The 13722-nt window shown below is 52.5% G+C and carries 18 protein-coding genes; all 18 read right to left on the bottom strand.

Annotated features, from left to right (window positions below; all coding sequences use genetic code 11):
- Positions 1 to 29: 29 nt before the first annotated feature.
- The 18 genes from fliR to fliG all read right to left on the bottom strand — a co-directional run bounded on the left by fliR (position 30) and on the right by fliG (position 13717).
- A complete protein-coding gene (gene fliR, locus D7Z26_RS09815) occupies positions 30 to 815 on the bottom strand; it encodes a flagellar biosynthetic protein FliR (RefSeq protein ID WP_120976250.1) in 786 nt (261 codons plus the stop codon).
- 6 nt (positions 816 to 821) lie between these two features.
- Positions 822 to 1091, bottom strand: coding sequence for a flagellar biosynthesis protein FliQ (fliQ, locus tag D7Z26_RS09810; RefSeq protein WP_120976248.1), 270 nt, complete (start codon positions 1089 to 1091; stop codon positions 822 to 824).
- A gap of 31 nt (positions 1092 to 1122) precedes the next feature.
- Positions 1123 to 1869: a flagellar type III secretion system pore protein FliP gene (gene fliP, locus D7Z26_RS09805; protein ID WP_120976246.1), complete on the bottom strand. Its 747-nt coding sequence runs from the start codon at positions 1867 to 1869 to the stop codon at positions 1123 to 1125.
- Complete coding sequence (locus tag D7Z26_RS09800; RefSeq protein ID WP_120976245.1) at positions 1866 to 2408, bottom strand: flagellar biosynthetic protein FliO; 543 nt, start codon at positions 2406 to 2408, stop codon at positions 1866 to 1868. Before D7Z26_RS09800 ends, fliP begins: the two co-directional genes overlap by 4 nt.
- Positions 2409 to 2444: 36 nt before the next feature.
- Positions 2445 to 2807 (bottom strand): response regulator, encoded by a 363-nt coding sequence (locus D7Z26_RS09795; RefSeq protein ID WP_115990989.1) that lies wholly within the window; start codon positions 2805 to 2807, stop codon positions 2445 to 2447.
- A 21-nt stretch (positions 2808 to 2828) separates the two neighbouring features.
- On the bottom strand, positions 2829 to 4040 hold the full coding sequence (fliY, locus tag D7Z26_RS09790; protein ID WP_120976243.1) for a flagellar motor switch phosphatase FliY: 1212 nt from the start codon (positions 4038 to 4040) through the stop codon (positions 2829 to 2831).
- On the bottom strand, positions 4030 to 5031 hold the full coding sequence (fliM, locus tag D7Z26_RS09785) for a flagellar motor switch protein FliM (RefSeq protein WP_120976241.1): 1002 nt from the start codon (positions 5029 to 5031) through the stop codon (positions 4030 to 4032). Before fliM ends, fliY begins: the two co-directional genes overlap by 11 nt.
- Before the next feature lie 90 nt (positions 5032 to 5121).
- A complete protein-coding gene (locus tag D7Z26_RS09780; protein WP_120976239.1) occupies positions 5122 to 5604 on the bottom strand; it encodes a flagellar basal body-associated FliL family protein in 483 nt (160 codons plus the stop codon).
- Positions 5601 to 5834 carry a flagellar FlbD family protein gene (locus tag D7Z26_RS09775; protein WP_120976237.1) on the bottom strand — a complete coding sequence of 78 codons (234 nt, stop codon included), beginning with the start codon at positions 5832 to 5834 and terminating at the stop codon, positions 5601 to 5603. The genes D7Z26_RS09780 and D7Z26_RS09775 overlap by 4 nt, the downstream gene beginning before the upstream one ends.
- A 63-nt stretch (positions 5835 to 5897) precedes the next feature.
- Positions 5898 to 6716 (bottom strand): flagellar basal body rod protein FlgG, encoded by an 819-nt coding sequence (gene flgG / locus D7Z26_RS09770; protein WP_120976235.1) that lies wholly within the window; start codon positions 6714 to 6716, stop codon positions 5898 to 5900.
- 92 nt (positions 6717 to 6808) lie between these two features.
- Entirely contained in the window at positions 6809 to 7195 is a 387-nt protein-coding gene (locus D7Z26_RS09765) for a TIGR02530 family flagellar biosynthesis protein (RefSeq protein ID WP_120976233.1), read from the bottom strand.
- Entirely contained in the window at positions 7188 to 7652 is a 465-nt protein-coding gene (locus tag D7Z26_RS09760; RefSeq protein WP_120976231.1) for a flagellar hook capping FlgD N-terminal domain-containing protein, read from the bottom strand. The genes D7Z26_RS09765 and D7Z26_RS09760 overlap by 8 nt, the downstream gene beginning before the upstream one ends.
- A 24-nt stretch (positions 7653 to 7676) precedes the next feature.
- A complete protein-coding gene (locus D7Z26_RS09755) occupies positions 7677 to 9104 on the bottom strand; it encodes a flagellar hook-length control protein FliK (protein ID WP_120976229.1) in 1428 nt (475 codons plus the stop codon).
- A 43-nt stretch (positions 9105 to 9147) separates the two neighbouring features.
- Positions 9148 to 10062: a magnesium transporter MgtE N-terminal domain-containing protein gene (locus D7Z26_RS09750; protein WP_120976227.1), complete on the bottom strand. Its 915-nt coding sequence runs from the start codon at positions 10060 to 10062 to the stop codon at positions 9148 to 9150.
- 44 nt (positions 10063 to 10106) lie between these two features.
- Positions 10107 to 10553 (bottom strand): flagellar export protein FliJ, encoded by a 447-nt coding sequence (gene fliJ, locus D7Z26_RS09745; protein ID WP_233566746.1) that lies wholly within the window; start codon positions 10551 to 10553, stop codon positions 10107 to 10109.
- A gap of 12 nt (positions 10554 to 10565) precedes the next feature.
- Positions 10566 to 11885, bottom strand: coding sequence for a flagellar protein export ATPase FliI (gene fliI, locus D7Z26_RS09740; RefSeq protein ID WP_120976223.1), 1320 nt, complete (start codon positions 11883 to 11885; stop codon positions 10566 to 10568).
- The gene (gene fliH / locus D7Z26_RS09735) at positions 11872 to 12714 is read right to left on the bottom strand and encodes a flagellar assembly protein FliH (protein ID WP_120976221.1); all 843 of its coding nucleotides are present in this window, start codon (positions 12712 to 12714) and stop codon (positions 11872 to 11874) included. The genes fliI and fliH overlap by 14 nt, the downstream gene beginning before the upstream one ends.
- Positions 12707 to 13717: a flagellar motor switch protein FliG gene (fliG, locus tag D7Z26_RS09730; RefSeq protein WP_120976583.1), complete on the bottom strand. Its 1011-nt coding sequence runs from the start codon at positions 13715 to 13717 to the stop codon at positions 12707 to 12709. Before fliG ends, fliH begins: the two co-directional genes overlap by 8 nt.
- Positions 13718 to 13722: the final 5 nt, after the last annotated feature.

Raw genomic sequence — 13722 nt, 5'->3', positions numbered from 1 at the left:
ACCTCCTCCTCTTTCGGTGCGCCTAGAATCTAGGAGGGCGATTTCAAGATCGTGAACAGCTTCTCTAACGCTTTGAACATGTGATCGAATACCATTTGGAACAATGCGCTGAATCCCGGAAGCAACAGGACCAGCAGAGCCAACCCGATCAAGATTTTGGTCGGAAGCCCGATAACGAACACGTTATACTGCGGAGCTGTTCTGGCCAGCAACGCCAGACCGAAATCCGTCAAGAACATCGTCACGATAATCGGTGCGGCTATTTGCACCGCCAACAAAAACGTATCCGCGAACGTTCTCGTCAGGAATTCCGTTACTTGACCTCCGTAATAAATCTGAAACAGCTGATTATCGAGCGGAAGCCATTTGTAGCTGTCCATGATCGCGGATATCAGATAATGATGTCCGTTCAAAGATAAGAAGACGAGCATCATCAGCATAAACTTGAAGTTTCCCATTATCGGAGCCGTAACTCCAGTAATCGGATCTACGATGTTCGCCATTCCGAACCCCATTTGCATATCCATCATGGCCCCGGAAGTTTGAACGACGGTAAAAAACAAATAGGAAGTATAACCGATGATGAGCCCTGCGAATATTTCGCGTAAAACGATCAATATGTACGTGGCATCCATCGTAACCTTCGTATCGAACCCGACGGTCAGAAACACGATCAAAGAGATAAAAAAAGCGAGACCCACTTTGACCGTTCTTGGGATAACGCGGGACGAAAAGATCGGCGCTACCACAAAAAACGAGGTTATTCGACAAAAAACAAGCATAAAACCGGGGAGCACCTGCATGATCAGTTCCATTCGGCGTCACCCAATGTAATTCGCCAGATTGCCGAGCAGGTGGCTCGTGAAATCTATCATTGTATTCAATATCCAAGGACCGAACAGCAACAGTGCCAAGAACACGGCTATGATCTTCGGTACGAAAGCGAGCGTCTGCTCTTGGATTTGGGTCGTTGCCTGGAAAATACTGACGAGCAATCCGACAGTCAACCCGATCCCCAGCATCGGCGCGCTGACCTTCAGCACGGTGTATAAGGCTTGTCCTGCCAATCCGATTACGAATTCGGCGCTCATGTGCTCCCCCCTGCGTTACGATGAAGCTTCGTCAAGTATTAAAGCTGGTCAACAGCGATTTCACGACAAGGTACCAACCGTCGACAAGCACGAAGAGCAATATCTTGAACGGAAGCGAAATCATGACGGGCGGCAGCATCATCATCCCCATCGCCATCAACGTGCTGGCGACGACCATATCGATGACCAAAAAAGGAATAAAGATCATGAAGCCCATTTGGAATGCCGTTTTCAATTCGCTAATGGCGTAAGCCGGAACGAGAACGGTGATCGGGATATCCTGATAAGTCGCCGGTTTTTCTGTTTTCGTGTAGTTCATGAACAATAACAAGTCTTTGGGACGAGTATGCTTGTACATGAATTCCTTCATCGGTATCGACGCATTCTGAAGCGCTTCCGTCTGGCTGATCTCGCTCGCGAGATAGGGCTTTAATGCCGTATCGTTCACCTGCGAGAAAGTTGGCGCCATGACGAACATTGTCATGAACAACGCTAGCCCGACGATCACTTGGTTAGGCGGCATTTGTTGCGTGCCTAGCGATGTTCGAACGAAGCCGAGCACGATGACGATTCGGGTAAAGCTGGTCATGAGCACGAGAATGGCCGGAGCCAAGCTCAATACCGTAATGAGCAACAGCATCGATAATGCGGAAGCTCCTACGGGCTCCTTGCCGTCGCCTAGCTGAATTCCGATGATCGGTTCGGCGTAAGCCGACGCACTGAAACTGATTAGAAAAGCTTGAATCGCAACGAAACTATAAAGGAGTTTTTTTCTCATGGCTTATCTGTCCGATCTCCGGAACGGCTATCCTCCAGCAACTGTTCAACCCGCTGCTTTCTTTCCGAGAGCTGGCGAAGCCGGGTTTCCAACGTTTTCTCGAAACTTACGTCGCCGGTCGCTTGCGCGGAGGATGTATCGTCGTTATACGGATTACTGCGTCCAGTCAATTTGCGAAGCCACTCGGGCAGCGCGACTCCTGCGCTAGCCGTAGCGGAATCATGCTCCGCTAACAGAGAGGCTACGACTTCGGGCTCCGTGATCGACTCGAGCAGAGTAACGTCGTCGCCGACGCCGAGCACGTAAATCCGACCGTTCCACTCCACGACTTGCATCGATTTGTTCGTCCCAAGAGAAAACCCTCCCAAAGAACGAAGCGACCGATTCATTCCCCATCCGCGATTGCGTTTGGCGAAAAACCGCAAGAGCAAAACGATCAGCCCGACGATAACCGCGAGGACGAACAACACCCAAATCAATTCCCATGCCGAGGTGTTCTCCGCTATCGGAGTATCCTCGACAAGCCCATAAGTTCGCATGAATCTTCAACGCTCCTTGCTATGTCTAACCCCGTATTAGCCTAAAGTTTTTTTGATCGCTTCGATTACGCGGTCTGCTTGAAACGGCTTGACGATGAAATCTTTAGCTCCGGCTTGAATTGCGTCGATTACCATCGCTTGTTGACCCATAGCGGAACACATGATGACTTTCGCGTTCGTATCCAACTTGCGAATTTCCTTCAGTGCGGTAATGCCGTCCATTTCCGGCATCGTAATATCCATAGTAATAAGATCCGGATTCAGTTCCTTATACTTCTCGATTGCTTGCGCGCCGTCTTGTGCTTCTCCAACAACCTCGTAACCATTTTTCGTCAAAATGTCTCTGATCATCATACGCATGAAAGCTGCGTCATCTACGATGAGTATGCGATTTGCCATTTCAATTTCCTCCCGATGAGCTTATTGGATTTTTTGTACCCGATCCCATTGGCTTACGATGTCCGTTACGCGAACGCCGAAATTCTCGTCGATAACTACGACCTCGCCTTTGGCAATCAATTTGTTGTTCACTAAGATGTCTACGGGCTCGCCGGCCAACTTGTCCAACTCGATAATCGAGCCTTGGGACAGCTCCAAAATATCCTTGATCTGTTTTTGGGTACGGCCTAATTCTACCGTGACCTTGAGAGGAATGTCGAGAAGTAGATTTAAATTTGTTTCTTCCCCGTTTGCATAAGTCGAACCTTGGAAATTCGCGAACTGGACCGGGTTCACGTTCACGTTCCTATTCAATCCTCCTAGCGTCTGCGGTTGGGGAGGCATGGACGCAGCATAACTTGGCGGTGCGGAAGCCATCGGAGGCGCCTGATGCACAGGCGGCGCGGGAGGCGTCGGTGCCGAGTATGCCGGCTGCGCGACGGGCGCTTGCTGCGCGGCGGGCTGCGCTGCCGCTGGCGGAGCGGATGTTTCCGAAACGCCCCCCATCAACGAACTCACTAATTCCTTCGCGAACGATACGGCAATCAACTGCATGATGGACGAATCTATCAAATCCCCGATACGAAGACGGAACGAGATTTTGACGAACACTTCCTCATGCGGAATATTGCTTATACCGGAATTGTTAGGTACGTCCATGATGTCGATGCCCGGCGGCGAAATATTGACCATTCGGTTGAAAATCGTCGACATGGAAGTCGCGGACGAACCCATCATTTGGTTCATCGCTTCCTGAACGGCGCTAATATGAATTTCGTTCAGCTCTTCGGAAGTAACGTTGCCATCTCCCCCGAGCATTAAATCGGCGATCACTTGCGCGTCGTGCGATTTAATAACGAGAGAGTTGATACCTTCAAACCCCTCTACGTAGCTTACGTGAACCGCAACGTGCGGTCTGGGAAATTCCGCTTCGAACTGTTCGCGCGCGATCGCGGAGACGGTCGGAGTCGTGATGTCGACCTTCTTGCCAAGCAAAGTAGACAACGCCGTCGCGGCGCTTCCGAACGTAATGTTGCCGATTTCTCCTAAGGCATCTTGCTCTAGCGGAGTCAAGAAGTCGTCGATGGTTTTCACGCCGCCGGAAGATGCATTCCCGGAATCGGTATCGCCGCCTGAGGACTGACGCAATAAAGCGTCGATCTCTTCTTGGGATAAGTAATCTTTACTCGTCATGGATTTCATCCACTCCTTCGTTGACGATTTCATGAATTTGAATCGCCATTTTATCACGCACGGTGCCTGGGCTGGCGATAAATTTCACGTTCTCTCCAACCCTTATTTCCAATCCTTCGTTCGTCGGCTTATGTAAGGCAATTACGTCCCCGACCGCTAGGTTGAGGAACTCATGTACCGAGATTCGGGAGGAACCTAACTCGGCTATGATCGGCAACTTCGCTTTGTTCAATCGCTGCTCGAGCATTTGCTGCTCTTCCGGCGCCCTCGTTTTCTTCTGCGATACGAACCAGTGATGCACGGACAATCTCGGCATTATCGGTTCGATGACGACGTGAGGAATACAAAGGTTGATCATGCCCGTAGTCTCGCCGATCTTCGTGCTCAAGGAAATGAGGGCGATCGTTTCGTTCGGTGAAGCGATCTGCATGAACTGCGGATTCGTTTCCAACGCTTCGAGCCGAGGCTGTATGTCGATAATCGTTCGCCATGCTTCCTGCAAGCTTTCCAGCGCCCTGCTGAATATTTTTTCCATGATTATCGTTTCGATTTCCGTTAAACTGCCTATTTTGCCGGGCGCGCTGCCACCGCCTCCAAGCAGTCTATCAAGCATTGCGAAAGCGACGTTGGGGTGCACCTCTAGAACCATTCGCCCTTCAAGCGGCTCCGCTTCGAAAATGTTCAGTATCGTCATCTTCGGAATGGAGCGGATGAATTCGTCGTAAGGCAGTTGTTCTACCTGAACGACGTTAATTTGGACGAACGTTCGAAGTTGTGCGGAGAAATAAGTTGTCAAAAAGCGAGCGAAATTCTCGTGAATTCGGGTTAAGCTTCGAATGTGATCCTTGGAAAAGCGGGTCGCGCGTTTGAAGTCGTATGCGCGAACCTTTTTCTGAGTATCCTCTTTCTTTAGCTCTTCCGCATCCATTTCTCCCGAAGAGAGCGCCGCCAATAACGCGTCGATCTCATTCTGCGAAAGTACGTCTACCAAATCTCTCACCCCTTTCTTAGGCGTCGTCGGAACGATGGCTCCGACTCCGGACTATGGTGCTTTCTATCGGTCGTATTCGTTTTCCCTAAGTTAAATGCGCGTCATGATGAAGCCTTTAACGCCGACTTTCAAGAGCTTGCCTTCGGACAAGACCACGTTAATGGAGTTGATAAGTCCTGCCGTAAGCTGGTCTTTGCCTTTCGTTCCATTCATATCATCAGGGGTCATCACCCATAATGCGCGGTTAACGATCGGTTTAACTACGTCTTCTTTGATTTTGTCGAACTCGTCTTTGGCTTTCTCGTTGTCGAACTGGAACGAGAAGCTGATCTGAACGACGTAATCCGTGTCCGCTAGATTCGTTTTGATATCGATTAATTCGGATGTCACTTTGACTAATTCATCCGCAGATATCGGCTCAACTTGCACATTGCCGGCAACATCTTTCGCCGCTTGGTCGGGATCGGTCGTCTTTTTGTCCCCGAACAAATTGGTCCAGAAGTAAAACGTGGCGCCGACAATCAACGTAATCGCCAATAATAGCGAAACGAGCCATGGCAACAATTTTCTCATGACGTAGCTCCCTCCGATTGCGCGTCCGTTGGCCGGCTTACAGCCGCCAGAACGCCGATACTGCGTAAGTAATGCCGGATTGACCGGATTACATCCGAAGAATTTTCGAGTACAATGAATTTTTTTCCCGTCGTAAGCGAGATGATCGTGTCCGGCGTTTCTTCCACCGTCTCGATCAATAAAGCATTGAGATGAAACTTGCTGCCGTTTAGGCGAGTGACTTGAATCATGCGAGGGTCCTCCCCAATCTGCCGGAAGGAGAGCTATGCCGCTCTCCTCTGGCAGTCGTTCAATTACCTTTTCAAGTTAACGACTTCTTGAAGAATTTCATCGGATGTCGTGATGATTCTCGAGTTCGCTTGGAACCCGCGTTGGGCGACGATCATTTCGGTGAATTCGTTCGTCAGGTCAACGTTGGACATCTCGAGTTGTCCGGAAACGATCGAACCGGTACCCGTTTCCAAATTCGCGGCTTCACCGATCGTCAGTTCGCCTCCGGCGTTCGCGTTCGGAGTCATCCGATAAAGATTTCCTCCGACTTTCTCGAGACCGCCCGGATTAACGACTTTGGCGACTCCGATCTTGAAGTCGGTCGGCGTTGCCAGTCCCTCTTGGTCGATGGAAATAATCGTTCCGTCCTGGGAGATCGAGAACGCCGTTACCGCTTCGTCCAGCACGATTGGCGCGCCGTCTGAGGAAAGAACGAACATTCCGTCCGCGTTAACGAGTTGACGGTTAGCGTCCAGAGTGAAGTTACCGGCACGCGTCAAGTATTGCGGACCGCCGTCCGCGGGACTTACGACGAAGAAGCCGTCGCCATCGATCCGAAGATCAGTGGAAACCGATGTCGTCATCGCGCTGCCCGCGGTATGAACCGTATCGATCGATGCGACCGCTACGCCTAGACCGACTTGCTTCGCGTTTACGCCACCTTTCTCGCCTTCTACGGGGGCGGTTACGCCGGACATCGATTGGCTTAAAATGTCTTTGAACATGACGCGTCCTGCTTTGAAGCCGACCGTATTAACGTTGGCGATGTTGTTGCCGATGACGTCGAGCTTCGTTTGAAAACCGCGCATACCGGATACGCCGGAATACATAGAACGTAACATGTATTGCCTACCTCCATTGGTTGTTGGATTAACGCCGCTTCAATCGGTCCGCGGCGTTGGGGCTTCCTGAGTAGGACCAGCCCTGCAATGCCTTAGCTCACGACGACTGCGCTATCGATCTGGGTAAAAATATGTTCTTTCATCGAATTGCCGTCCATCGCGGTTACAACGGTTCTATTCGGTACGTTCACGATCATCGCGATATCCCGGAACAACACCAATGAATCCTTGGCGCCTTTCGCGGCTGCCTGATCGACTGCGTTTGCGATGCGCGCAACTTGGTCCGGAAGCAATTGGATGCCCCTTTGTTGCAAGCGCTGTTCAGCATGGTGGCTGAACTTCAACTGCTGGTTGTTAAGGATATCCCGGAACGAAGTTTGCTCCGAAGGCATGGATGGATTACGTACGCCATTTCGGTTGCCTTGGATCGGTACCGTTATTCCCGTTGAGAGTTGCCCAACGAGCATCCGGTCACTCATTTCCAGGCCCCCCCGTTCCGCTTTCGTCAGTCGGCTCGGCGATCGAAATGATTTTATCCAACCTCACTTCTTCGGTTCCCGCTTTCAAATATTGAACGCCGTCACGCCACATTACGGAACTTACCGTGCCGTATTTCTCGACAATGATTGGGCCCGAATCATCCAACCAGGATACTTCTTTGCCGATTAGACCCGCGGACATTCCCGCCGATTGCCTGAGATTAGTCAACTCCTTGGACATGTTCATCGTTTGTTCCAATGAGGAGAATTGCGCCATCTGCGAAATAAATTCTTTATCTTGCATCGGCTGCATCGGGTCTTGGTTGCGTAACTGCGTAACCAGAATCTGCAGGAATTGATCCTTGCCTAACTCCTTGACCGGCTTCCTTGCGGCGGCTTGGACGTTTTGCGAAGAATAATAAGGCCAAATGTTCGAAGTTCCTACTACGTCAGCCACGGGATTCACCTCCTTTGTACGGTATTATGCCGTGGTGCTGATCGAACCTCCGAATCCGAAATCTTTGAGACTGGAAGTACGCTCCATCTCGGCAGCGAATAAGGCAGAATCCTCAAGGGCTTCTCCTTTACCGCGACCGTTGCCTCCTTGGCCGTTACCGGAACTCGAGTGGCGTTGCTCTTGTTGCATGAACGAAGTACTCGCCGAAGACGATTGTTGCACGACCTCCAGACGTTCGACTTGCAAGCCTTGACCGCTCAACGAGGTCTTGAGTTGCGCCATTTGATTCTCCAGCATGTCTTTAGCCATCGCGTTATCCGTCATGAATTGGGCTGTAAGCTGCCCGTTATGCATCACGATGCGAATATCGACTTGTCCAAGATGCTCGGGCGTAAGCGAAAGCTTCGCTTCCGACGTCCCGTTTCCTAGCGTCAGCTGGAATTGCTTCACGAGGAACTTCTCGACTTGTTCGGCGAATTGCTGAACGGGCACTTGCGCCGGCAAAGTCGCTTTCATCGCGGAAGAATCGGCTTTGCTTACCGAATCGTTGGCCAAGTAAGTCCATACCGGTTGCGATTCGGATTGATTCGCTTCCTTCGCCGTAGCAACGGCCGGAACAACCGCGTTCGCCTTATTCTCCGTCCTCGTATCTTCCGTACCTTCGACGTTAAATCTCCAGATCGGATCGCGGAGCGCTTGGATTGGACGCCGCTGCTCTTGTACGACCACGGCCGCTTGTCCGAACGTTTCCTTGGGAACCGCCTTACCGTTTCCGGCATCTTTAACGTCTTTAGGCGTAACCGATGCCTGCGATTCGTCGGCTTTAGTTACTTGAACGGGCTGCGTCGAAGCGGAAGGCATTCCGGCATTCGCATCCAGAACCGCTTGAAGCTTAGCCGTGAAGTTAGCGGCGGCGGATGCACCTTCCTTACCGGAAGCGACTGCCTTGGAAAGCTGTTGAAGAGTCTCGCGCAAAGCGCTGATTACGTTCGAAGCAACGGATGGCTTAACTTCAGGCGTATCCGTTTCCGCAATGGCGCCAACGGCTTGCCCAGCCTCGGTTTCCGGTTTAATCGCGATCGGATTCGTTTGCTGCAAGACGGATTGAAAAGCAGCCAACAACGAAGCCAACTGATCCTGAGTATCGGAAGTCAAAGAATCCGAGCCATCCTTCTCCAACTGCTGCAATTGCTCGATTAGCTTCGTCAGCATTTCCAGCAAATCTTGAGCGGGTTCTGCCGTAGCATCCTCTCCCAATTGACCGAGCAAACCGGTAAGAGCTATCGGTAAGGATAGTCCGCCGTTCGTTGGCGTAGGAGCGCTCTTGCCATCGATCGCTTGAACGAGAGCACCCGCGAATCCGCTGCCGGATACGGCGCTCGAAGCGCTGCTTGCATTAGCGGAGACGGTTTTGCCTATGGGCGTCGAATTAGAAGAAATCGTCATGTTCATTTTTTTCACCTCCTTTCGAATAGAAGGGTTATGAAACGTCCGATTAAGGATTTGCGGTCGGCATTAACTTGGTAACAAGGGCAGCCGTTTTCTTCTTGTCGAGATCCGACATCGACGCCAATACGTTCGAGCGGGCGGAATCGTCGAGCAAGCTTAGGATACGAAGCGCCTTATCCTGATTCGTGCTTGCCATTTGCAAGAGCAGCGTCGCCGCGTTAGCCGGCTTCATCGCCGAGAAAGTACGATTGAGTTCCGCGTTATCCAGCTCGGACGTTTTTTTGCCCGTTTGGAGCTCCAGTTCTTTAATTCGCGATTGGAGCGCCGCGATTTCCCGGCTATCGACCGTGTCCGCGTCTTTCAACTTCATGGATACTTCCGCGGCCTTCTTCGGCGTCATTCGTTCGAGAACTTTGCCGCGCAGCGTATCCGACATTGCGCCGAGAACGAGAGCCGATTCGTCGGTCGTCATGCTCTCGAGGATCGGCGCCGCCTTGCTTGGCGTCATCTTGCCGTACATATCCGCCAACGACGTGATTCGAGCACGGTAAGCGTCGCTGGTAATCGTTTTGTCGGAATTGTCTTTCGTTAGCTCGTCTACTTTGGCTTTCAATTCCTCGATCTGCTTTTTCTGCTGCGTCGTTTCTTCCGTCGCCTGCTTCAACGCCGTCTCACGATCGGTCAACAATGCGTTCAACTCGTCGACCTTCGTCTTGGCGTTGCTAACCGTAAGCTCTGCATCCGTCTTGCCTGCGGTCTGCTCGGTTTTGGCCGGGGCCGGCAGCATCGATTTCACGATCGGAATCTTATGACCGAATTCCAACGCCGAATTGCGCCAATCCGCGTTGAACATAAGAAGCAATACGCCGAGCAACACGGCTGTAAATAAGATCGGTGTTACAAAAAAGAGAAATCGCTCGAAGCCGCTGTAACTGCTTTTTTCTACATCCGCGCCCGCCACGATTGTCCCTCCCTTCCGCTGCGATTCGTTCACGTTTATCCGCCTTAACCCCTAGATGCCGCGGCGGCCCGCACGATCGCGATTTCATCCAGTTCGTTCTGTTCCTTGGCCAGCTGTTCGCTTCTGAATCTCTCGAACGCCCGGTCCCTTGTGTTCAACCATACTTTTTCGTCGACCATCTTATCCGTAAGATGGCCTTGTCGCTTCCTGACGACTTGTTCGGCGGTTTGCACGCCTTCGTGTTGCTTGCGTATGCGCACGTCGACGATCTCGATGTAACGTTGTACGACCAGCAGGTCGGTCAGCGGCGTAGGTTGCATTGCCGTAGCCTGCAACGAGGTTTCCAGCTCTCGGCGTTCGTCCTGCAACTGTTTGAGTTGCTCTTCCTCTTGCCGTAGCTTGCCAAGCGACGCGGCGTACTCCCACTCCGCCATCGACTTCTCGCTGCCCTTGAGATCAACGATTTTCTGCAACGGATATCGGAATCTCATGATTGCTTATTCTCATCTCCTGAAGAAATCGATGATCAATCGCTCTTGTGCGTCATGCAAGGTTACTTTTTCGTTCGTTTTCTGCTGGGTGTAGGTTTTGAATAAATCGTAATATTGAATGGCCTTGTCTATCTCGGCGTTAGAGCCGCGTTGATAGGCCCCGATATTGATCAAGTCTTCCGAATCGCGGTATACGGCTAGCAGCCTCTTTAACTGTTCGGCGGCGCTCTGCTGATCGTCTGAAATGATGTCTTTCATGACGCGGCTAACGCTGGACAGGACGTCGATCGCAGGAAAATGGCCTTTATTGGCCAGGTTCCGATGAAGCACGATATGACCGTCCAGTATGCCTCTGACCGCATCGGCGATCGGCTCATTCATGTCGTCTCCGTCTACCAGCACCGTGTAGAACGCCGTTATCGAGCCCGTAGGACCTGTTCCCGCGCGTTCCAACAACTTAGGCAACGCCGCGAACACGGACGGCGTGTAACCACGCGTAGCAGGCGGTTCGCCGATGGCAAGCCCGACTTCGCGCATCGCCATGGCGTAACGGGTAACCGAGTCCATCATGAGCATGACGTTCATGCCCCGATCGCGGAAATATTCCGCGATCGTCGTGGCGATCAAAGCTCCCTTGATACGAATCAACGCGGGTTGGTCCGAAGTGGCGACGATGACGACGGATCTCGCGAGCCCCTCGGGCCCGAGATCCTTCTCGACGAACTCCAGCACCTCGCGTCCGCGCTCGCCGACAAGCGCGATAACGTTGACGTCCGCTGCGGTATTCCGCGCGACCATGCCTAGCAACGTGCTTTTCCCGACGCCCGAACCGGCGAAGATGCCTACCCGTTGCCCTTGGCCCACCGTTAGCAGGCCGTCGATTGCCCTCACGCCGACTCCGAGAGGAGTTTTGACCCGCGGGCGCTGCAAAGGATTCCCCGGAGAGTTATTCGTCGAGTAATGCGGCATGCGCGCCGGCAGGCTCGTTCCGTCCAAAGGTTTTCCAAGCCCGTCTAGAACTTTGCCTAGCAGTTCCGAGCCTACTTGAACCGTTAAAGGTCCTCCCGTCGCGACCACGTCGCATCCGGGCCCAACGGAGTCAAGTTCGCCCAATGGCATGAGGAGAACCCGGTTGTTGCGAAACCCGACCACTTCGGCCAACACGGGCTTACCGCCCTTCGAAGGGTGGATCGAGCACACGTCTCCGATGCTGGCGTCCGGCCCTTCCGACTCCACCGTTAAACCGATGATCTGAATGACCTTGCCGTTAACCCTGACCGGATCCATCCGGTCTAACGTTTCCGTATAGCGATGAATATCAAGGTGCGGCATCGCGTTTCCCCTCCTCGGCGCCGTGGGCGGCAACTTTAAGCAGTTGCTCCCGGATCGCTTCCAGCTGGGTATCTACGCGAGCGTCGATGCTGCCGAACGCCGAACGAACGATGCATCCGCCTTCTTGGACGGAAGAATCCGGGACGATCTGCAACTCGGCCTGAGAATCCAAGAAGTGACTGAGCTCTTCTTTGGCGGCTTGCACGAACGCGAACTGAGAAGGAGATACGCAGAGCGTGATGACGCCTTGCTCTTTCCTGCGCGACAGCGCCTTCTCGAAAAGCTTCATTGCCATTTCCGGAGCTTTCGCCAGCTTGCGGTTCAAGATTTTCTCCGCAATGGAGCAACTCAACTCAACGAGAAACGTTTCCCCTTCCGTAATGACCGATGCTTTAGCCGCATAAGCTTCTTCAACGATCGCCTGAGCTTCCTGCATACGCGCTTCCCAGTTCCGCTTTACATCCTCTTCCGCCTGCAACGTTCCGCTCCGATGTCCATCCTCGAAGCCTTGACGGTTCGATTCCTCGCGGTGCAAATGATCCTCGTCCCGTTGGGACTGCCACCATGCTTCCGTTTCCCGTTGCGCCGTCGCGCGAATTTCCGCGGCTTCGGCTTGCGCCTGAATCAGAATTTGTTGGGCGGTGTGCTCCGCATCGGCCAAAATTCGCTCTTTCAACGTTTGAGTTTCGACGTCAATCGCCGAATTTCCTTCGCTATCGACATCCCCGTCCGAAATATTATGCGGAGGGGGAGAAAGCATACGGATAAGCTCTAGTCTCTTTAGATCATCCAAGGAAACGACGTGAGAGGATTTGATGAGATTAGACAATAATATCGTCTCCTCCGCCGCGAGCGATGATGATCTCTCCGGCTTCTTCCAGTCTGCGGATCGTCGCTACGATGCGAGTCTGCGCTTCTTCGACGTCGCGCAACCGAACGGGCCCCATGTATTCCATTTCTTCCTTGAACGTTTCCGCCATCCGCTTGGACATGTTCCTGAAGATCGATTCGCGAACTTCCTCGCTTGCCACTTTAAGCGCCAATTGAAGATCTGCCGTTTCGATGTCGCGAATGATGCGTTGAATGGAACGATTGTCCAGATTGACGATGTCCTCGAACACGAACATCCGCTTTTTGATTTCCTCCGCCAATTCCGGATCCTGGATCTCGAGCGAATCGAGGATCGTCCTCTCCGTTCCGCGATCGACGCCGTTGAGGATTTTGACGATGGACTCGATACCCCCAGCGTTCGTGTAATCCTGCGTAACCGTCGAGGACAGCTTCTGTTCTAGCACCCTCTCGACTTGCGCGATGACGTCCGGCGACGTGCTGTCCATCAACGCGATCCGCCGTGCCACTTCGGCTTGCTTCTCTTGAGGCAAGGACGAAAGTACCGAAGACGATTGCTCCGGTTGCAGATACGAGAGCACCAAGGCGATCGTCTGGGAGTTCTCGTTCTGAATGAAGTTCAGGATTTGTTGCGGTTCCGCTTTGCGGGCGAAATCGAACGGGCGAACCTGGAGCGTCGCGGTCAAACGATTGAGAATGTCCATCGCCTTCTGAGAGCCGAGAGCTTTCTCCAATATTTCTTTGGCGTATGTAATGCCGCCTTGCGTGATGAATTCCTGAGCGACGCATATCTGATGGAATTCGCTAAGAATCATTTCTTTCTCGCCGCCGTCCACTTTGCGGACGTTCGCGATTTCCAGCGTTAATTGCTCGATCTCATCATCTCGCAAATGCTTGAACACTTGCGCGGACACTTCCGGCCCGAGCGTGATGAGCAGGATGGCCGCTTTCTGTCTACCGGACAACTGAACTCCCTTTGCCAATACTG

This window comes from Cohnella endophytica, from assembly GCF_003628305.1.
GTDB lineage: Bacteria > Bacillota > Bacilli > Paenibacillales > Paenibacillaceae > Cohnella > Cohnella endophytica.
The sequence above is the reverse complement of the archived record's forward strand: the minus strand, read 5'-3'. Positions and strand labels throughout refer to the sequence as shown.

Bases quoted from the DNA above. Each gene is read 5' to 3' on its own strand.
- fliR (WP_120976250.1), bottom strand. From the start codon at position 815: ATGGAACTGATCATGCAGGTGCTCCCCGGTTTTATGCTTGTTTTTTGT.
- fliQ (WP_120976248.1), bottom strand. From the start codon at position 1,091: ATGAGCGCCGAATTCGTAATCGGATTGGCAGGACAAGCCTTATACACC.
- fliP (WP_120976246.1), bottom strand. From the start codon at position 1,869: ATGAGAAAAAAACTCCTTTATAGTTTCGTTGCGATTCAAGCTTTTCTA.
- D7Z26_RS09800 (WP_120976245.1), bottom strand. From the start codon at position 2,408: ATGCGAACTTATGGGCTTGTCGAGGATACTCCGATAGCGGAGAACACC.
- D7Z26_RS09795 (WP_115990989.1), bottom strand. From the start codon at position 2,807: ATGGCAAATCGCATACTCATCGTAGATGACGCAGCTTTCATGCGTATG.
- fliY (WP_120976243.1), bottom strand. From the start codon at position 4,040: ATGACGAGTAAAGATTACTTATCCCAAGAAGAGATCGACGCTTTATTG.
- D7Z26_RS09780 (WP_120976239.1), bottom strand. From the start codon at position 5,604: ATGAGAAAATTGTTGCCATGGCTCGTTTCGCTATTATTGGCGATTACG.
- D7Z26_RS09775 (WP_120976237.1), bottom strand. From the start codon at position 5,834: ATGATTCAAGTCACTCGCCTAAACGGCAGCAAGTTTCATCTCAATGCT.
- flgG (WP_120976235.1), bottom strand. From the start codon at position 6,716: ATGTTACGTTCTATGTATTCCGGCGTATCCGGTATGCGCGGTTTTCAA.
- D7Z26_RS09765 (WP_120976233.1), bottom strand. From the start codon at position 7,195: ATGAGTGACCGGATGCTCGTTGGGCAACTCTCAACGGGAATAACGGTA.
- D7Z26_RS09755 (WP_120976229.1), bottom strand. From the start codon at position 9,104: ATGAACATGACGATTTCTTCTAATTCGACGCCCATAGGCAAAACCGTC.
- fliJ (WP_233566746.1), bottom strand. From the start codon at position 10,553: ATGAGATTCCGATATCCGTTGCAGAAAATCGTTGATCTCAAGGGCAGC.
- fliI (WP_120976223.1), bottom strand. From the start codon at position 11,885: ATGCCGCACCTTGATATTCATCGCTATACGGAAACGTTAGACCGGATG.